Genomic DNA, 20,140 nt, shown 5'->3' with positions numbered 1-20,140 from the left:
CCATCTCGAAAAGAGCCTTTGCGTTGACCGGTTTTGAAAAGACGTACTTCAGGAACCCGTCATGTTTTCTTTTGTTCATGTATTTTTTCGGTTGTTGCGCACACCTTTGCGGGAAGGCAAAATCGCCACCAATCCTATACACGCTTTTTTGCGGGGAATGGATCCCGATTTTTTGAAAAATGATTGTAAAATTTTTTAGCACGAACAAAGAAGCGCTGTCATCCCGGCCTTTGCGATTGTCATCCGCGTGAAACGGTGCTTTGCATTTTGCGGAAGCGCTGTCATCTGCGTGAAACGGTGCTTTGCAATTTGTCGGCTACTTTTACGCATTTTACAGGAGGCTTTCGCAAGGTCACCGAGCCTGCCGAGGTGCCCTTCGACACCTCCCCAAAGAGGATAACTCAACTAGGCCACTGATGTGGCGAGTTTCGTATAGCTCAGGGATATGGGAATGCCGACTCAGAGACATCGCTTACGCGGTGAAGGCTCTGGTTCGGGAATGTCGATGCCGAAACAAGTTCGGCATGACGTACGAAAAAAAAAGACCCCGGGTGGATCCGGGGTGACTGTGGAGGCTATTTGTAAATAAATTAAGCCTTTTTATCCATTTCAGGATTGTAGAGGCAGCCGAATTCGCCATCGTATTCAGTGGCTTCGGGGCCACCATCGGTGCCACCGGACTCCATGAGAACGGTCTCGATTTTCATTTCTACAACATCCATCTTGGGAGCGACATACTCTTTCTTAAATATTTTTTGACACCTTACTTGATGATGACCTTCTGACCGTTGTTGTAGTAGGTTCCCTTGACGGTGGGCTTCTTGTTCAGTTTGCGGCCCTTGAGATCAAACCAGAGGTTCTTATCGGAAGAAATTTCACCGGTGCGGGTGTTCATCTGAGCGATGGCGGTGACATTACCATCTTTGTCAAGGAACTCAACTTCAATTTCAGATGGAAGACTTTCATCAGAAATTGAGGCTACAGAAGCCATTCCCTCCGGGGCAGGCTTGCCTTCAGAAGCTTTAAACAAGGTATCATTCTTATTATAAACCAAATAAGCACGAAGAGGAGGAACACTTGCACCACTCCCCGCTTTTACAAATTTTCCAGCTTCTATTGACGTTGTTTCACTTATTTTTTTTGCATAGCCAGAAAAACCATACACTCCGACCTTAGATACATCATCAAAGACAATTTCCTGATACGTGCCCTTCATTTTCCAAGAGCCTTTAAGTGATTCAGCTTTTACTCTAACAGTTTTGATCGAATCCGCAGCCTGAATGGTGTATTTACAGGAAGAGTTATCGGAGCTAGTTTTAAAACTAACCTTATTCCCAAATTGAATGATATAAGGAACATTCGCTTCTATTGATGATGTTTCCACTACAGAAAGAATCCATGAACCGCTAAATTTACGAACCTGTTCAAAAGCGAAAACTTTTCCGTCGTTGCATCCTTCAGGAACTGAGAACGGGAATACAACGCTTTTTCGATTAGCCTTATCTTCATCAGTTCTTTGATAAACAACCTTATCAACTGTAACAGCTCCATTTTTTTCAAACTTGCGTTTATAGAGCAATGTTGGATTATTATCATTGAGCTGTACAGTCGCCGAAGCTCCCGCATCAGCATAAATCGTAGCCACACACAAGCCATTATCTGTAGAATAAACAATTGGGCCGTTGCTACCGGACGGGCAACCTGTTGTTTCAGCATTTACGAAGCATGCCATGGCAGCAATAAAAGTCAGAGCAAATATTTTTTTCATTCTATATCCCCTGAAATAAGCATTTTTGGGGAAAATTTAGCAAGATTTGCTAATTTTTTATTTCTTTTCGCGGATGCGCTTGTACAGGCTTTCGGCCTTTTCAGTATCGCCTTCGTTAGAGAACACATGGCCCACGTTTTCGGCACCGATGCGTCCCTGGGAATTGCCTGCAAGCCAAGCCTTCATATAGCATTCGAAGGCTTCGTCGTAGCGTTTCTGATTGAAGTAAATCTGGCCTAGATCAAGATTCAAATCGGCGACGCCTTTCTTATGGCGCAAACCTTCTTCCAAGGTAAAGATGGCCATCCAGGGGGATTCCTGCTTCACGTACATCTGAGCCAGGTAACGGCGGGCAGAAACATTTTCCGGATCCATCAGCAGTCCGTTTTCCATTTCGTTCAAGGACTTCTTGGTGGAATCCATGCTACGATAGTAGTAAGCCATGGTAAAGTGGACATCTGCGCCAGCGGTGGCGGTCATCTGTAAGGCATTCTGCAAAGTCTTGATAGCGTATTCATAATCGCCTAACTTTTCATAGACTTCGGCCAAGCCATACCAGGCATCCATACGATCCGGATTCAGCTGGAGAGCCCGTTCAAAATTTTTCTGGGCAAGAGTCCAATCGCGGCCCTTCAAATAACATTCAGCCAAGGCAAAATGGACATGGTCCGATTCTACACCCAGTTCCACTGCGCGGTTATAGGCAGCAATGGCCTCTCCCGCATCCCCAGCCAGGTAATAGATGTCGCCCATGAGCATCCAGGCTTTCTCGAAATTGGGCAGCAGTTCCACAGTACGGCGGTAAGCCACCAAGGCCACTTCCTTGCGCCCCAGCTGAACAAGTGCGTTACCCAAATTGAACCAGGCAAAAGGTTCGTACTTGCCATCATCAATGGCTGCACGATACAGTGGAACAGATTCCTTGTACTTGCCCTGGTCGTAAAGTTCGTTTGCCTTGAAAAAGTAATCGTCGGCAGCAAATGCCGTTGAAGAAAGCAAGAAAAGAATGCAGACAAAGAACGAAAGCACTAGATTCTTTGACTCAGAATGACACACTCTAGTTAACAAAGCGGAACTCCTTTGTAGCCTTCTGGGCCACGGGATATCCGCCTAACTGAGCGGGACTGAACTTCCACTGACGAACAGCATTCAAGGCTTCCACATCAAAGCCATAACCTGCAGGTTCCTGGGTCAACACCTGAGCCTGAGCCACATCGCCGTAAACGTCAATCACAATCAAGACCTTCACGTAACCCGAAACACCCATGCGCTTGGCCTTTGCAGGGAACTTAGGCTGCACTTCACGCAATACACCGGCCTGTTCGTCCACTTCGCCAGCTTCATAAACAACATTTTCCATGCCGCCAGTACCAACGGCAACACCATCGCCTGCAGCACCACGAGCCAGGGACAAATCCATAGAGAAGTTCTGACTGCGGGCCATTCCCATATTGGAAGAGATCTTGAAGGGGTTGGGATTCACAACAGTACGTAAAACCTTTTTCTGAACTTCGGGCTTCTTTTCGCTAACAAGGACTTCCACCTCGGTAACGGCTTCCAGTTCCTTTTCGGCCTTAACGCCCTTATCGAAGAACAATGCGTTGATCACAGGAACAGCCAAGAAGAACACCGCACTCACCACAAAGGAAAGCACGAATGCCGCCGGAAAGCGGAAATACTTGACCATAAAATCTGTGAACGAAAAGTTCTTCATATAAATTCTACTTTTAGACTCAAAATTGTTAGATTCTTCGACTCCACTTCGTTTCGCTCAGAATGACACACTCAATCATGTCTCATAATTCATATCTAAGCTTCCAGATTCTTCGTTTCGCTCAGAATGACACCTCTCTCGCAGCCCCCTTCACTATTCACTGTTCACTGTTAATTGCCAATCGCTCACTCTTCCTTATTTGCTGAAATGGAGACTTTGCGGACCTTGGCAATATTACATTCATCCAAAATATCCACCACCACGCCATTGGGTGCGTCACGGTCGCTAACGATAATCACCGGACGATCCGGAGCCTCGGCCATCATCTGACGGAGCACGGTCTGCAGGGTAGAAAGATTCACCTGGGTTTCGTTAATGTGAATGGTTCCCTGGCGGGTAACGCCCACAAGAATACTTTCCTTGGCAAGATCCTTGGCGGAACTGGCCTTGGGCTTGGTAACGTCCACACCGGTTTCGCGGGTAAAAGTGGAAGTCACAATAAAGAAGATCAACAAGATGAACACCATGTCCAGCATGGGAGAGACATCGATGCCGCCAGCGTCGCGATTACGTTTACGAATAAAACTCATTTTTATACCTCACTGGATTCTTCGCTACGCTCAGAATGACTCTCTGAAGGGGACACAGGCTGGCTCTCTGAAGAGGAGTCAGGATGACACACTAAAGAAGCATCAAGACCACGTTCGGAATCAAACACATAAGCTTCAAATTTCAGGGCTTCGCTCCAGGCTTCATCTTCCACTTTTTCTACTCGGCTTGCCAAGTAGTTGTAGGCAAGCATCAGGGGGAAAGCCACCAGGAGCCCGGCCTGGGTCGTAAGCAGGGCTTCGGAAATGCCGTCAGCCAGAAGCACCGGATTTCCAAAACCAAAAAGCTGGATGGTTTCAAAAGTATGGACCATGCCACTAACTGTACCCAACAGGCCAAGCATAGGCGCAATAGCGGCGCAGGTAGAAATGGTCTTCAAAGACTTCGCCAAGTTCAGCGAAATGCGATGGCGAGTAGCTTCCATAGCATTACGTACCGCCACAGGACCTTCATGATGATGGTTGCGTACGTCTTCGGCCAAGGCCAAAAAGTAACCGTAGGGGCGCTTGCGGAGTTTCGCAAAGGCGGCGTCCACCCCCTTCTTCTTCAGCAACCGCCAGAAAGAAGACTGGGACTTTCCGCGGAGCATAAAATAGTAGCCATAGCGTTCCAGCATCAGAAACCAGCCAAACCATCCCAGCACAAAAATCGGTGCCAGGACCCAGCCCCCTCTAAAGAGGATGCCGAAAGCCGCTTCCAAGACGGAATTCTGATCTACGCCTGCAATCACTATGGGATCCATAACAACCGCGAATTACTTTTCTTTAATCCAAAGGGCATTCAATACAGCCAAGCCAGCCTTTTCCATACGACCACGAAGAGCGTCGGCACGGTTAGCCAGGAAGGTATGCAGAAGCTGCAGCGGAATAGCCACAATAAGGCCAGCTTCCGTCGTCACAAGGGCAATGGAAATACCGCCAGCCAAAAGCTTGGGGTCGGAAGTGCCATGCATGGTAATGACATCAAACAATTCGATCATACCCATCACGGTACCCAACAAACCAAGGAGCGGAGCCGTCGCCGCAAACACGGAAACCCAGGTAAGTCCAGATTCAATCTTGGGAACGTCTGCGGAGAATACGCCTTCCAAGGCCTTTTCTGCTGCAGCGCGGCCACCATATTCCTTGTTAAGAACGGTTTTCAGTACCTTTCCGACTTCCCCATGGGCCTTCTTTACATGTTTGCGGGCCCCTTCGATGTCTCCCTTATCCAAAGCTTTCAAGGTTCGGCGAACGCCAAGACCGCCAAAGCCAAAGATCAAGAGCCACAGCAGGCGCCAGGCCACAATCAACAGACCCAGACCGAAGATGGCCACGATGGGGTACATCAAAATGCCACCGTTCTTGAAGAAAGTCTTCAGTTCATCCTTCCAGGTGGTTTCCTGGTGGTTAGCCAGTTCACTGCTCAGTTCTGTACTCAGGAGCACGTCCACCGGCACCATAACATGGGCGGAATCCTTGTAACTGCCAAAAGCAGTTGTAACTTGAGTCTTTGTTTCGGGAGTCAGATTTTCTTGCCAGCTGAAGGAGCGTTTCTTTTCGCCAGCCACAGGGAGCATCAAGGCAGAGGCGCTATTGCCGGCGGAATCCATGACCGCAGTAGACTTCTGCATGGCAAACAAGCCACCCAGACGCATGCGGTAACCCTGGGCCACAGCGGTACCGAACACCAATTCGGCCTGTTCCACCTGCACTTCGCGGGTAAAGGCCATCTCGTTCTTGGCCACATTCAAGATAGACTTGGCAATACGGAGAGGATCATCGCGATACAGACCCATTTCCTTCTTCACCTTATTCTGGACTTCTACGCGTTCAGCAATCTTGAAGGGAATTCCCTGTTCCTGGAACTTAGCCAACGTCTCAAGACGTTCGGGACCAGCAGCCAGAGAAAGGTATTCGGCGCGGGCCTTTTCAGCCTGGAGCTTTACCTGAGCCAAGTCTTCACGGGCAACGCGGACATCTTCGAAAAGACGGGCGCGTTCGCTCATGAGAGCGTCAACCTTTTCCTTGTTTTCCTGATACTTCTCGTTAAAAAGTTCACGTTCCTGATTGGCGGTTTCGCGGTCCTTCCAACGGGCGGCCACGGCCATGTCGCGTTTCTTGCGGGCTTCTTCCAAGTCAGCCTTGGCGCTGTTCAGTTCAGCACGCTGCTTTACAGCATCAATGGATTCTCCGCCCTTCTGAGCCATTGCGGGAGCGGCACAGAGAACAGCGGCAACAGCCACAGGGGCAATCAACTTACGAAGGTTAAAGAACTTCATTACTTAGCCTCCGCGGGAATAAATACAGGGATTGTAACCAGACGGGGAGCAGTCTTGCCCTCGGCCACCTTCATCACGTCCTTCAGGACGGTACGCATGGCCAGGTCGTCAGAAACATTCTTCCACTTATAGGCACCCTTATCGGTGCGGGTCAACCAAAGAACGTCGTTACCGTCGTTGCTCACAAAGATGGCGGCCACGGCACCATAACGCATGAACTTGCCGGCAACGTTGCGTGCATCCACCTGCAGGAATCCGTTCCACACTTCGGTGGTGTACCCAAGGCGGATTCGGTCATAGAAAACTTCCAAGGTGCGGTTGAGGCCATCGTCAGCCTCGATCAGGCTCTTATGAAGCTGATTGGCGATTTCCTTAATGCTGGTGACCGTTTCCTCGTTGCGGTACGGGAAATCGGACTCAAACACGGGAACCAGTGAATCGATAACCTTAGCCAGGGATTCATTGTATTTGGCCTTGCGGTTTTCAAAGTACTTGATGGTACCGGCGGTCTTCTGGCGTGCTTCAGCCAAATTCTTGATTTCGGCCTTGAGGGAATCGATTTCGGCCTTCAGGGTCTTATTCTGGGTAGCAAGAGCCTGAACTTTCTTGCGACCAACTTCCACAAATTCGGCGTGGCGCTTCTTTTCGGCATCGTGCATGGATTTTTCGCGGGCAGTTTCGGCTTCCACCGCCTTAATCTGACGACGGACGCTTTCAACCGTTTCTTGGGCACCGGCAAAAACGCCAGTCAAGCACAAGCATAGACACAACTTGGTCAGTAAAGAGAACTTCATAACCTAAAAATACAAAGAACCATTGCGTAAAATGCAGAAATTCTCAAAAAAAACGGAATTATAAGCAATTAAGAACAAACTTCACCCCGATAGGCAGAAAATCAGGCGGTCTACTCCCCTAAACGCAAAAAAATCCGCAGAAAAACTGCGGATTTTTTCGAATTTTTGACTATTCCAGGGGAATTCTCCCCTCAAATCTTACTTGCCCTTGGAATCCTTGAAGTACTGCGGAGTATTCTTGGCGCCAGCCTTCTTCAGAGCCTTGATCAGACGGGTGTAACCTTCGTTGGTTGCCCAGTCCAGAACAGAGTAGCCCTGACCGCACTTGGCGTTCACGTCAACACCCTTACCAATGAGGAACATCATAGCGTCATACTGACCGTTCTTGACAGTCCAGTGGATGGGCATATAACCATCGGCGCTACGGGTTTCCAGGGAAGCACCGGCGTTGGCGAGGATTTCCAGCATGTCGACCTTACCAGCCTTAGCGGCCAGGAGAACTGCGGTACCCAGAGTCTGGGGATCAGCGCCTTCGGCCTTCAGCTGAGTGAGGAGGCGGGAAACAACTTCCTTGTTGCCCATCATGACAGCGTTGTCGATAACAGCTTCGCCGTTACCGTTGCGGACGTCAGCCTTTGCACCATGGGCAAAGAGGTAGTCCAGAACAACCATGTTACCCTTGTTGGCAGCGATAGCAACAGCGTTGTTGCCGTTGTCGGCGGGCTGGTCGATTTCGAAAGATGCCTGGAGGAACAAGGTCATCTTAGCGGTATCGCCATTAACAGCGAAGGAGACAAACTGGTTCGGGGTAAAGGCAATCTGCTGCTTAGTCAGATACTTACGGACGGAAGCCGGATCGTTAGGATCCATCTTATCGTCACAAGCCGTCAAAGAAAACATCAAACTGGCAGCGCAAAGGGCACCCAAAATCTTCTTGTTCATAATATTACAGCTCCAAATAGAGGTTTTTGCTTTTTATGACCGAAAAAATACACTTTTTTCACAAATAATTCACGAAAAATTTCAATTTACACGAAAAAAATTAATTTTTGTTTCATGTTTAGAAAGATTATAACGTTGAGCCTTTGTTCCCTTACCCTTGCCTTTGCCGACCGAATCGTCATTGATAATTCCATGGCGGCGGCTGAAAGGAGCGATATCCATGAATATGAAGACCGAGGATCATTCGGCCCTTACATTGAATTCAGCAACGTCAGCATGGGCAACGTGGATTACACCTACAAAGTCCACAACCAGAAATACAATATTTCAGTAGACAATTCATACATATACGGAGCTTCAGGAACCCTCCCCATTACCGGATGGTTCGACATCTACGTCATGGCAGGATACCAGTTCCTTGGCGTCAGCCACCACCCTGCAAACAGGGACAAGGTTATGAAGGATTTCGAGGCACTTTACGAAGACTATTTCGGAGACTCCCCCATCAGCAAGTCCGACATCGACGGCAGACATCAGATCCACACAGCCCTCTTCCAGTTGGGATTTGACCTGGCCTACCCTCTTATCGCAAGCTACAATTACCAGTTCATGTTCAAGCCCTATCTATTTGGAGCAGGTATATTCGGTAAGACCTTCTTCTCTGACAATACCCAGTTCCTGTCTCCGGTACTCTACGGCTACGCCTATGGCGCCGGCCTCCGAATCGCATGGCATGGGGCCTACATCTCTACCGGTCTCAAGAACAGCTACGAAACATTCCACACTAACTTCGAAAGAAAGACTTCCAAAGACAAGAGCGGTGACGAATTCAAGCTGGAATTGAATTCAAACTTCCAGCCGTTCCTCAGTTTTGGCATTACCCTATTCTAATTTTTTGGGGTAGTCAGACAGAAAAGGCGCCTGGTTCAAACCAGACGCCTTTTTCTAAACGCTAACTTTAAAAATTAGCCGTTATGATGTTCATCGTGATGCTTGCAGCCGCAACCGCCCTTGCCATCACAGTTTTCCTTGTGGCCTTCGCCGTGGCATTCGCAGTCAGGATCTTCGCCATGGCAGCAGTTTTCACCCTTACCGCAATGGCACTGATGCGGTTCAAAAGGCTTCAGTTCTTCTTCGGTAGCTTCGCGGACTTCGACCACTTCGATAGCGAAGTTCAGGTTCTTGCCGGCCAGTTCGTGGTTAGCATCGATAACAGCCTTGTCGCCATTGACGGACTTGACGCGAATGGGCATGGGACCTGCCGGAGTCTGGGCATAGAACTGCATACCGGCTTCAACCTTGTCGACACCCTGGAAAACGCTAACGGGAACTTCCTGAGTCATACGTTCGTCGTATTCGCCGTAACCTTCGGAGGGGATCACCTTGACGTCGAACTTGTCGCCAACTTCATGACCGACCATGGCCTTTTCGAGACCAACAACGATCATATGGGCACCCTGGATGTACTGCAGCGGGTCGCGGCCAGCGGAAGAGTCAATCACCTGACCTTCGTCAGAAGTAAGAGTGTAGTGCATCAGGACAACGGTCTTGTCAGCAATCTTCATAAAAATCCTTTATTTAATCGAGCTGCATTCTCGCAAGCCCGTCTTGTTCTAGTACGTTTGGCCTAATATAGAAAATTTTTAGGGTTCAGTCTTCATCAAGACCGGAACAAGCCGAATCAGGGCGGAACTTCCATTCTTCTGCGTCTGGGTCGGCGGAAGCTTGCTTCCGTACCCCTTATAGGTTAGACGGTCTTCACTGATACCCTTCATCTCAAGGAAATTGAATATGGAACGGGCTCGAGCTTCGGACAGTTCCTGGGCACGGTCAGGGCTAACATCGCTGGCACTGCACTGGATTTCTAGCATCATGGGATGCTTGCGCATTGCGGCAATCACATCGCTCAGGGCTGTGTAGCTAGAGTGGACCAACGTCGTGTCCCCATGTTTGAACTTGATCCTCTGAGCCATGGAATTGAAGTTCAAGCGGGCATTCATGGGACAGCCTTCAATATCCACCACCACCTTGGCAAGAGTTCCCGGGCAATAGTCCATCCAGTCGGGGATGCCGTCATGGTCTGAATCGATGGCACAACCCAGCGAATCTACAGGTGCACCAGCCGGAGTTCTCGGGCACTTGTCTTCTTCGTCAAAGACGCCATCGTCATCGGAATCCACGCGGCAGCCATCGCTATTGACAGCCACACCTTCCTGAGTATCGGGGCATAAATCTCTCGTATCGGGAACACCATCCTTATCAGCATCATTGGGGCAGCCGAACTGGTCTACAATTTCACCCGACAGGGAATTAGGGCAGCGGTCATATCCATCGGGCACGCCATCCTGATCAAAATCCAAGGGGCAACCCATCAAGTCAATCGAAACATCGGAGGGTGTGTCAGGGCATTTATCAACGTCATTGGGAATGCCGTCATGGTCCTGATCCAAAGGACAACCTGTACTGTCTACAGGATCACCGGGAATGGTATTAGGGCATTTATCGTTGTTATCATCGATTCCATCGCCATCGGTATCCAGCATACATCCTGTGGAATCCACAGCAAATCCCTTTTTCGTGCCAAGGCATTTATCCAAGTAGTCCGGCACTCCGTCGTGGTCAAAGTCCAGAGGGCAACCGTCTCGACCGACGATTACACCGAGAGGCGTTCCAGGGCACATATCCACGATGTTCAGCACACCATCACGGTCTTCATCCACAGGGCAACCACGAGCGTTCACAACCTGATTACGGCCTGTATTAGGGCACAGGTCCTTACGGTCTATGACCCCGTCACCATCGTCATCATGCCAGCTAAAATCAAAAGTCTTGCTCAAGGTTATGCCCATTGAAACCGTAGGGCTACCCGATATGGTAAAGTCTATATCCGAAGAAGAATTTTCAAGATGAACTGGCAATCCATTATCAAGATCGTCGGAACGGAAGTAATTGAGGCCTACGTCGGCGAATACTGTCAGGAAGGCGTCATGAGGCAAATGCAACTTGAGGGCAGGAGTAAAGCGGAACGGACTGTTCAGCACACTGCGATGCACATGGGAAGAACGTATGGGGCTCTCGCCGGACATTTCCAAAATCAAGGTTAGCATTTTTTCCGGGAAAATATTGAAACCGCCGCCCCACAGGACAAACGTTTCGTCAGCACCCACTTCTTTTAAAAGAGCGGCATAGCTGTTAAAGGTAACAAACTCTCCACCGACAATCGTCAAGTAGGCATTCGCCCCCACAACCCAGTTGCCCGCCGTATACGCATAAGACGAACCGTCACGTTCTATATACCACCGATGTCTCGGTCTAAAGCCTTTATTTTCAATACCGGTAGGCGCGATGATTTCACTCCCTAGGCCAAGATAAATCCAGTCAGATAAAGGGAACGAAATTTTGCCAGCAACCTGAATGTCACCCAGTCCAAGTCCATTAAAATCATCACCGGGAATGTCCCCGTCGTAGTGGAACGGTACAGAAAAGGACAAATCCAGATTATCCAGGACACCAAACGACACAAACAAATTCTCGTCGTTTGACGGAGTATTCCTGCCAAGGTCAACCTGTTTACCGTCTGCGGTATAGTACCCTTCCATGCTGGCAGTTTCACCATTGCTGACCATTTCAAAACTGCCTGAGACAAAAAGGTATCCCTGGCCAAGTGTCATGGCAGAAGGGGCGTGCAGACCGCTTTCAGACTGGGCCAAGCCAATCTGAGCCAGTGCACAGGACACGCAAACTGCAATGAGGAGCAGGAGTTTTCTCATAAGACCCCTAGAAGTTAAAAATTTTTGGAAACGCTCACGAGGCCTCCTTTTTAAATGAGTATATTTCTCCCCGAAATGAACGATACTCAAAAACAAAACGAAGAACAGATTGAAAGTGAAGAACGGAATGTCTACCCTTCCTGGCACCGCAAATCACAAAAAGCCTATTTTGTAAATAAAATTATCATCATCCTCCAAATCATAGCCGCCTTTGTCATGGCAGGCGTCATCTGGTTCGGAGTTGACCGTGTACTTCGTTAAGCAAGATGAAAAAATTTTTTCGCCATAAGATTTCTTTAGCAAGCACACTTTCTGCATTGGCAGTCCTTACCCTCACAGGCTGCGCCTCTAAGCCCGCACCGGCAACTCCTATAGTGGAACCGACTCCGCAAACGACGGCAGATACCACGAATGATTCCTATACGGAACAGGCTCTCAAGGAAAAAGTTTCCGACGCTATCGCCTCGAGGCCTTCATGGACGTACTACCAGTACGCATTGCAGGCTATGGAAAATCAGGAGTGGCTTTTGGCAAGACATTACCTGGACGAATCCCTTAGGCAGCTCGTTTCTGAAAAGTACGATTCCACCTACAAGAATATTTCGTTCCAGGAAGACTCCCTCTATAGAGCCACCATGCCACAGCGCATCGTCTCGGCACTTGATGAAGTGTACCCCAACGTTGCCGAAATGGGAGAAAGCGCCGAAAATTTCGTAAGGAACGAAGTTTCAATTGAAGGCATTGACGATCTTGACGAAAACCAGGCCGACAGCGCCGCTCTGCAAGTCATTGAAAGTTTTTTGGATACCGTTGACCTAAAACAGTTCTCCCTGCCGGTGGAATTCAACGACCGCGTCATGCAGGAAATCTACTACATGACCAACCAGGCCCGGTCCTTCATGTCCGGCTCCCTGAACAGAAAGACCGCCTACGATTCCCTGATCTACGCCCAGCTGGATGCAGCCCAAATGCCGCGGGACTTGATCTACCTTTCCCTGGTGGAATCTGGATTCAAGGTTAAAGCCTACAGCCGCGCCAAGGCATCTGGCATGTGGCAGTTCATTCCCGAAACCGGCAAGCGCTATGGTCTTGAAGTAGACTACTGGGTAGACATGCGCCGCAACCCGGAAAAGGCGACAAAGGCGGCCCTCAAATATCTTAAGCGACTGCACGATGAATTCGGCGACTGGCTGTTGGCCATGGCCGCCTACAACTGCGGTGAAGGCCGTGTCCGCAGACTGGTCAAGGAAATGAAGGCAGACTCCACTAGAGATTCCAGCCTTGCCGTCACTTACTGGGAGTTGGACCTTCCCAAGGAAACCATGCGCTATGTTCCCCGTATTCTTGCAGCCATGGTGGTCGGTCACTTCCCCGAACAGTACGATATGATTGTGGAACCGCAACGTCAGCCGGACTTTGATACGGTAACCGTTTTCGATTCATTCCCTCTCGAAGAAGTTGCAAACCTTCTGAAGGTCAAGGAAGACACCCTCCGCAGCCTTAACATGGAACTGGTAAAATGGTGCACGCCCCCCAACAAGGACTCCTACCTGTTGCGTCTGCCTGTCGGTACAAGAGCGGCCTTCGTTGACGGCTATGACAAGATGGAGAAAAACAACTTCTCCAGCTGGCACCACCACAAGGTTAAGCGAGGCGAGAATCTGGGTTCTATCGCCAGGATGTACGGCATCAAGGTTTCAGAACTGCAGCAAGCCAACGACATGAAGAACACCCGCATCAGGGCGGGACAGTCCTTGCTCATTCCCATCAGGATTACGCCGAAGCCCAAGTCGGCCTCTTCTGCCAGAAAGAAGCCTGAAAAAGTCCGCACTTACGTGGTCCAGCCCGGCGACAATCTGGCCTCGATCGCCCGCAAGTTCGGAACCTCCCAGGAAAACCTCCGCGCCTGGAATTCCATGGACGCCGCCTCTTTCGTAAATGCAGGCGACACTGTTTTCGTTTCGAAGCCCGAATTGAAACCGACCGCCGCAGTTGCCACCACTCCTGTTGAACGTCCGAAGCTGGCCAAGGGTGAAAAGTACGTGGCAAAGTCGGGAGACACCTATGCCGCCATCGCCAAGTCCTACGAAGTTCCCGTGCTTTTGCTTCTGCAGGCCAACAACGGATTCAAGAAGCGTCTTGCCGTCGGCGATTCCATCGTGATTCCCGAATTCAAGCACACGCCTTCCAAACCGGCAAAGCAGGCCAAGAGCGCCGAATACAAGAGCGAACGAAAGTCTAATTCCGCAGAAAAGCTGACAGTCTATACAGTCAGACCTGGGGATAACCTTACCGCCATTTCCAGAAAGTTCTCGACCACGGTACAAAGAATCCAGGAACTCAACGACATGGGCGCCAACACGGTTATCGACGTGGGACAAAAGCTTAAGGTTCCTGCGGCACCCAAAAAAGAAATGCAGCCATCCGAAGAAGACGACCGCATTCATGAAGTTCAGAAAGGCGAAAGCCTTTGGGACATCGCCCGCCAGTACAAGGTTACCATCGAAGATATCGTCAAATGGAATAACCTCAACGACACCAAGGTACGTGCAGGCGACCGCTTAAAAATCAAGCGCTAGATTACTCATACTGAGGCATGGTCCATACAGTCGGCATGGACGGTTCTTCAGTATTGGAGTGATCCAAGTTGAAGCCCTTCTTGGCATCGAAACCGCTAACGACACCCTTAATGCCAGTCAGGCATTTTTCAGGTTCGCTGCAAGCGGTATTCTTGATCAGAAGCACATTGCCATAAACATCCCAGACACCGGAATTGTTAAGAACGGTGGTGTTGCCCTTCTTGGAGTCGACACTGTACTTGCCGGAATCCTTCAACGTCAAGGTCCAGTCATAACCGTCCTTGTCGGCAACCCATTCGCCAGCAATCTTCTCGTGATCAATAGCTTCATACTTGTTGCTGGAAGACTTACAAGTCTGCTGACCACCAGTGGCGTCATCCATAGTATAGTCGGTACCCACAGTCATGGTCACCAGCGGCAAATAGGAATCCTTTTCGATAAAGGTCGGAAGCATCAACAACTTGCTGCGCTGGATATCATAGTAACCAGCTTCCCATTCATCACCGGATTCAGCAACGTAGCGGCCTTCGTAGAAGGAATACTTAACAGTTGACTTTTCCTGTTTGCATTCCAAGGTCAAGCCATTCAACTTGCTACCATCGGAAATCACGTTTTCAGAAATTTTAACCTTAGCCGTTTTCAGGTCGGCATACTTGCTACCGTTCAGGGAATACTGAAGCCGGTCTTCGCTGTTCACGATGAGCTTAATAGTAGCACCCTTCTTGAACAATTTCTGCAGGGAATCGGCAACGGCGAAATCAGCACCCAGGAAGCTGCCGTTCTTGCCTTCTTCAGAAAATTCCAGGACACCGTCCTTGAAATCAGAGCGGAAAGCCACCCATGCGGTATCGGGAATCCACAAGGAGAACACACCCAGCTTGGAGCCTGTAGCCAAGTAAAGATCTGTACCAAACAGGGGAAGAGAATAATTCTTTTCCAGGTCTTCCAGAGTGGCAACACGTGCGCCCCTAGGCAGGTCACCCTTTTCCTCCTTTGCGGAAGAGGAGGATTCTTCTGCTACAGAGGAGGAAGATTCTTCGACGCTGCTGGAGGAATCTTCTTCACGTTCAACATTGGAAGAGCTGCTATCACCGCCACAGGCAGTAAAGGCAAGAGACATGGCTGCTGCGGCAGCAAAGACGGATAATTTCTTCATTGAAAAACCTCAATTTTCTTTTCAACAAAGAATATAAACTAAAAATTTACATTATGCAAAGGGGTTTCCCGGATTATACCCCAAATCGCGGCGTGCGGAGTCAATTTCGGGAACAGCATCATAAAGAAAGCCAGCCAGAGCCTGTTCTGCCGTTACGGGACGGCCCCCAATCCAGCTTTTCAGTACAGCCACCCTTCGGGCAATCCACCAGGGAATGGGAATCATCAAATGTCGCTTGCCAGCGGCAGCCAATATTTTTTTAGCCATTTGAGCCATGGATATGGGAGTGGAGCCAGCCAAAGCGTAAGTCTTGCCACGAGTATATTCCGAAAGACCAGCCGCCACGATACCCTTTACAAGGTCAACGCTCCGGACCGGACGCTTCAAGGACTTTCCGCCCCCCGGTAAAAAATAAACAGGGAAACGTTTTACATAGGCGGCAAACATATTGTATTCAATTCCGCCACCATCTCCGATTACAAGGGTAGGACGCACAATGGTCCAACGCAAGCCGTGTTCCCCTGCGGCCTTTACATAGGACTCCCCTTTTAATTTACTTTGTCCGTAAGCAGTCAGTATAGGATAAGTAACGGATATACTGGAAACATACAGAAAACGTTTAACCTTTGCTTCAAGAGCCGCGTCAACAACGTTCTTGGTCCCCTGAAAATTCACAAAGTCAAAGGCACCCGCTTTTGTAGAAAGAAGTATTGCCGCCAGGTGGTAAACCACGTCTACCCCATCAAAGGCAGCTCTCATGGTTTCGGGTTTAGTAACATCCCCATAAAAAACTTCAACTTCCTTCGGCAACGAACTAGCCAAAGTATCGCCCGGAAGAGTCAAGACACGCACACACACATTCTGTGCCATGAGTTCCCGACATAGCGCCTTCCCTACGACGCCAGCACCCCCCGTCACCAAAGCAAGCATTGCTAGGCTTCCAGCAAATACCGGATATCTTGAACCTTGCGGGCAAGGTTTTCATCGATACCCATCTGCTTTTTCAAAGACTGGATGGCGGCGATAACTGTGGCGTAGTCACGGTTGAAAGTTGCCCCAATATTCTGGAGAGATTCCGTCGTCATTTCACGGCAAAGGAACATGGCCACCTTACGGGGCAAGGCAATGCCAGCATCCTGGCGCTTGCTCCCCAAGGAAATCAAGTCCGTTTCAAATTCAAAAGCCACCGTTTCGGCAATGCTCTTCAAGGTCAACGCCTCACGAGCAGAGGAATCGTTAGGTGCAGTCAAGCGACGTACCGCATTCAAATCCAGATTTTCCTGACAGAAACGGTTCATGGCGCCAAGCCAATGAAGCATACCTTCAAGTACACGAACATTCTGACGACGCGGAATAGAGAGGAATCTATAGATTTCTTCCCTGTCTCGATCTGCAAAGGGAACAGAAACACCCATCTTCTGGATAAGTCGCATTCTTGTCTGCAGATCAGGTTCATCAATTCCTACGGCGACACAAGATTCAATGGGAGCCAAAAGCTTAGTGGATATACAGCGGATTCCCGAGGAAACGCATTTCTTTGCATCTTCCTTGGTATCTGCGATGGTAAACTTTGACGGATGGCAATCGCAGGAAAGGACAACCTGCTTACCCACTGCACGAAGATGACGAATCAGGATCGCAAGGCGTTCCTGGGACCGAATACCCCTTTCAAGTAGCTGGACATCATCCAGCAGGAGGATATCGCAATTTTCGTACTTATCCTGAAAGGCTTCGGCCAGCTCACGCACGTTTCCCGTTTTCTTTTTCAGAGCATTGGCCGTTGCTGTCGCATCACGCAAGAAATCATAGGCGTGGCAGTAAACAATCCTTGCCTCGGGACGATTCTTCTGAATACTTGCGGCAATGGACTGCAAAAGATGTGTTTTACCAAGGCCAGAATCGCCATATACAAACAGCGGATTCAAGGCAGGGTCGCCAGGATTCTCGGAAACAGATTTGCAAGCCTTATAGGCGGTCGAATTACTTTCACCTTCAATAAAATTCTCAAAGGTATAGGCCGCATAAAGATTTAGCTTAGGTCTACGTTTTACAACCTTTTTGGGGCGGGCAATAACAGGACGCGGAGGCACCGGGGCCGAAAAACTCATTTCGGGAACGGGAGCCGTGGGTGCCACCTGACGAATACGGTAATCAACAAATTCTGTGCCGAATACAGACCTGAAAGCCTTACGAAGAATGTCGCCGTAATGGGTATTGATCCAGTTTTCGCGCAGTTCGTCAGGAACGGTCAGAAGTGCATAGCCATCGCGCACCCCATCAAACCCGACTGCATCGAGAATAGTAAGCCCAAAATAGTCGTTGCATTCTTGACGCACCAAGTCCAGCACAGACTTCCAGGGCGACTCAACAACATCAAAAATAGAAACAGTATTCGACACGCAAAACCAAAGTAAGAAAAACTACAAACGTGGTCTAAAGTTAAGTAAAGGGCTCCAGGATTGAGCCCTTACCATAAATTTTTCTTATAAAACGCGTTTTTTCAATCAAAAAAGGCAAAAAAAAATTTTTACCTCAAAATCCACCGTTCTATCCAATTTACGCACTCAATTAATCACGCATCAATCAAAACTGCACCACACTAAAAAACACAACTTATCAACAGAAAAATTTTGAACTATCTCTTGACAAAAAAAACGCCCTTTCCAAGGGAGCAAAAAACATCTAATCTTAAAGCATATAAAAAAATAACCTGCCCTTTTTAAGCAGATTTCGCCATTTTTTACGGAATTCCTTGAAATTCAACGAGTTAGAACTATTGTTCTTCGTGGTGGTCCATTTTAGACTGAAGAGTCTCGATCCGGTGTTCCAGCATGGCCTCGATTTCAGGCAGAAGGCGGTCCTTAATGCGATCCAGATACAGGCACTGGAGCTGAATCATACGATTGCGGTGCTTGCCGGCATGTTCCTGAATCCAATGGCTTACGGCAACCTGACGGTCAAGCATTTTCTCTTGCAGAGTCTGCCTGATATAGGTGGTCTGCACGGCCATATAACGCTGCATATTAAAGGGAAGCTTATAAGTCCTGATGAACTGCTTTAGTAGTTCCAGCAGGGAAAGATGCTGATCCTTATGTTCCTGGATGAATTTTTTCAGTTCATCCAGGTGGCTGGCAAAAAACGGAACAATAGCCTTATCATCAATTTGATAAAGCTCTAGCTCGTCCTGTTTTTTGGTAGCTTCGTCTACGGCCATGCTTTAAATTTATCAAATATTCCTATTTATTGGGGAATTTCTTCACAAAAAAGCAGAATTTAGCATTTTCAGAAGAAATTTTTACACCTTCCGGTAAGAAGATTCTTCCCTCAGTTCCCGGATTCAGACGGTCGGCAGCGCCTCCCCTAAAATCATTCATGGAAACCACTTCACAGGGGGCCATTTCAGAGGGGGTCATCAACAACAGGGAATCATCCATCGTAAACGGATTCTTCACATTGACGCGGCAGGAACGGGTATCAGGATCATAATCAAGAACCTGGGCGGCCACACAACCGGCATCGGCGTCCAGATGGGTCGATTCATAGTTCTGGGGCAGCGGTCCCTTCATGAAACCCGTCATAAAACCACGACCGTCCAGGAAGGAAATCGCCTCGCGAGCCACATCGGGAATACTCATTTCCTGACCGGCCTGGGCCTGGGCATAGCAGGCGTCAATGGCAAGACGGTAGGCGCGAACCACCTGACTCAGATAATAGACAGACTTGGTTCGGCCCTCAATCTTGAAAGATTCCAGATTGTTCTTCATCAATTCGGGAATCACATCCATGGCGCAAAGATCACGGCTGCTCATGAAATAGGTACCCCAGGTATCCTCATCCAGAGCGATGGGATCCAGTTCCGGGCGGTCTGTACGCTGCAAGGTGAAATTGCCATCATGTTCGCGGTAATCTTCCACCTGAGGACCTTCATTGGCATATAGGCGGTAAGGCATGCGGCAGGAGTTGTCACAGGCACCCTGATTAGCGTCACGATGAGTCACCCAGTTAGACAGCATGCAACGGCCAGACATGGACATGCATACAGCACCATGCACGAACACTTCCAGTTCAAGCCCCGGATTCTTTTCCTTGATTTCAAGGACTTCGGGCAGGCGAAGTTCGCGGCTCAGAATCACGCGGGTACAACCCAAATCATGCCAAAATTTTGCCGTAATGTAGTTCGTGGTGTTGGCCTGTACAGACACATGAACTTCTACGTTGGGGCGCACCTGGCGAAGCCAACCGATAATACCGGCATCGGCAACGATAAGCGCATCGGGGCCCTTGTCGATTGCGGCCAGAAGAGCGTTCTGGAAAGCCTCCACCTTGGTATTGCGGGCAATAACGTTACTGGTCAGGTAGAATTTCTTGCCCAGCTTATGAGCGTATTCAATACCTTCTGCCAGATCATCCAGATTCTTAAAACCATTTTCACGAGCACGCAGAGAGAAAGCGGGCTGCCCAGCGTATACGGCGTCGGCACCATAGGCAAAGGCATACTTCATTCGGGTCAGGTCCCCGGCAGGGGCAAGGAGTTCAGGCTTGATCATA

Annotated in this window: 19 protein-coding genes; 3 read left to right on the top strand and 16 right to left on the bottom strand. The window is 49.1% G+C overall.

Annotated features, from left to right (window positions below; all coding sequences use genetic code 11):
- Positions 1-590: 590 nt before the first annotated feature.
- From B7992_RS17045 to B7992_RS01935, 9 genes are all read right to left on the bottom strand, one after another.
- Positions 591-722, bottom strand: a complete 132-nt coding sequence (locus B7992_RS17045) for a hypothetical protein (RefSeq protein WP_254917581.1) — start codon at positions 720-722, stop codon at positions 591-593.
- A 41-nt stretch (positions 723-763) separates the two neighbouring features.
- Positions 764-1,768: a hypothetical protein gene (locus B7992_RS16255; RefSeq protein ID WP_141100337.1), complete on the bottom strand. Its 1,005-nt coding sequence runs from the start codon at positions 1,766-1,768 to the stop codon at positions 764-766.
- Positions 1,769-1,825: 57 nt separating this feature from the next.
- Positions 1,826-2,836: a tetratricopeptide repeat protein gene (locus tag B7992_RS01965; RefSeq protein WP_073284816.1), complete on the bottom strand. Its 1,011-nt coding sequence runs from the start codon at positions 2,834-2,836 to the stop codon at positions 1,826-1,828.
- A complete protein-coding gene (locus B7992_RS01960) occupies positions 2,826-3,482 on the bottom strand; it encodes a TonB family protein (RefSeq protein ID WP_249506188.1) in 657 nt (218 codons plus the stop codon). The genes B7992_RS01965 and B7992_RS01960 overlap by 11 nt, the downstream gene beginning before the upstream one ends.
- A 185-nt stretch (positions 3,483-3,667) precedes the next feature.
- Positions 3,668-4,072, bottom strand: a complete 405-nt coding sequence (locus B7992_RS01955; protein WP_073160035.1) for a biopolymer transporter ExbD — start codon at positions 4,070-4,072, stop codon at positions 3,668-3,670.
- A gap of 2 nt (positions 4,073-4,074) precedes the next feature.
- Positions 4,075-4,833, bottom strand: a complete 759-nt coding sequence (locus B7992_RS01950; RefSeq protein ID WP_088665476.1) for a MotA/TolQ/ExbB proton channel family protein — start codon at positions 4,831-4,833, stop codon at positions 4,075-4,077.
- 12 nt (positions 4,834-4,845) lie between these two features.
- Positions 4,846-6,351, bottom strand: a complete 1,506-nt coding sequence (locus tag B7992_RS01945) for a MotA/TolQ/ExbB proton channel family protein (RefSeq protein WP_083538223.1) — start codon at positions 6,349-6,351, stop codon at positions 4,846-4,848.
- On the bottom strand, positions 6,351-7,145 hold the full coding sequence (locus B7992_RS01940; RefSeq protein ID WP_073160032.1) for a DUF3450 family protein: 795 nt from the start codon (positions 7,143-7,145) through the stop codon (positions 6,351-6,353). The genes B7992_RS01945 and B7992_RS01940 overlap by 1 nt, the downstream gene beginning before the upstream one ends.
- 198 nt (positions 7,146-7,343) lie before the next feature.
- Positions 7,344-8,087 carry an ankyrin repeat domain-containing protein gene (locus tag B7992_RS01935; protein ID WP_073160030.1) on the bottom strand — a complete coding sequence of 248 codons (744 nt, stop codon included), beginning with the start codon at positions 8,085-8,087 and terminating at the stop codon, positions 7,344-7,346.
- A 114-nt stretch (positions 8,088-8,201) separates the two neighbouring features.
- Between B7992_RS01935 and B7992_RS01930 the strand changes: the two genes are divergently transcribed.
- Positions 8,202-8,978: a hypothetical protein gene (locus tag B7992_RS01930; protein WP_073236708.1), complete on the top strand. Its 777-nt coding sequence runs from the start codon at positions 8,202-8,204 to the stop codon at positions 8,976-8,978.
- 74 nt (positions 8,979-9,052) lie between these two features.
- On the opposite strand, the gene slyD is transcribed toward B7992_RS01930, so the two are convergent.
- Entirely contained in the window at positions 9,053-9,652 is a 600-nt protein-coding gene (gene slyD, locus B7992_RS01925; RefSeq protein WP_073160026.1) for a peptidylprolyl isomerase, read from the bottom strand.
- Positions 9,653-9,730: 78 nt separating this feature from the next.
- The gene (locus B7992_RS01920) at positions 9,731-11,857 is read right to left on the bottom strand and encodes a thrombospondin type 3 repeat-containing protein (RefSeq protein ID WP_073284810.1); all 2,127 of its coding nucleotides are present in this window, start codon (positions 11,855-11,857) and stop codon (positions 9,731-9,733) included.
- A 54-nt stretch (positions 11,858-11,911) separates the two neighbouring features.
- Between B7992_RS01920 and B7992_RS01915 the strand changes: the two genes are divergently transcribed.
- Entirely contained in the window at positions 11,912-12,118 is a 207-nt protein-coding gene (locus tag B7992_RS01915; protein WP_073160022.1) for a hypothetical protein, read from the top strand.
- 5 nt (positions 12,119-12,123) lie between these two features.
- Positions 12,124-14,436, top strand: coding sequence for a LysM peptidoglycan-binding domain-containing protein (locus tag B7992_RS01910; protein ID WP_088665475.1), 2,313 nt, complete (start codon positions 12,124-12,126; stop codon positions 14,434-14,436).
- A gap of 1 nt (position 14,437) precedes the next feature.
- Here the strand turns inward: B7992_RS01910 and B7992_RS01905 are convergent, their stop codons facing one another.
- The 5 genes from B7992_RS01905 to B7992_RS01885 form a co-directional block, all read right to left on the bottom strand.
- Positions 14,438-15,592 (bottom strand): hypothetical protein, encoded by a 1,155-nt coding sequence (locus B7992_RS01905; protein ID WP_088665474.1) that lies wholly within the window; start codon positions 15,590-15,592, stop codon positions 14,438-14,440.
- A 51-nt stretch (positions 15,593-15,643) separates the two neighbouring features.
- Complete coding sequence (locus B7992_RS01900; RefSeq protein WP_088665473.1) at positions 15,644-16,522, bottom strand: NAD-dependent epimerase/dehydratase family protein; 879 nt, start codon at positions 16,520-16,522, stop codon at positions 15,644-15,646.
- 2 nt (positions 16,523-16,524) lie between these two features.
- Entirely contained in the window at positions 16,525-17,991 is a 1,467-nt protein-coding gene (locus tag B7992_RS01895) for a DnaA/Hda family protein (protein WP_073160008.1), read from the bottom strand.
- 374 nt (positions 17,992-18,365) lie between these two features.
- Positions 18,366-18,806, bottom strand: a complete 441-nt coding sequence (locus tag B7992_RS01890) for a hypothetical protein (RefSeq protein WP_073160006.1) — start codon at positions 18,804-18,806, stop codon at positions 18,366-18,368.
- Positions 18,807-18,828: 22 nt separating this feature from the next.
- Complete coding sequence (locus tag B7992_RS01885; protein WP_088665472.1) at positions 18,829-20,139, bottom strand: U32 family peptidase; 1,311 nt, start codon at positions 20,137-20,139, stop codon at positions 18,829-18,831.
- Position 20,140: the final 1 nt, after the last annotated feature.

This window comes from Fibrobacter sp. UWH1 (genome assembly GCF_002210365.1).
Classification (GTDB): Bacteria; Fibrobacterota; Fibrobacteria; order Fibrobacterales; family Fibrobacteraceae; genus Fibrobacter.
Note: the sequence above shows the minus strand (reverse complement) of the source record. Positions and strands in the feature narration are given on the sequence as shown.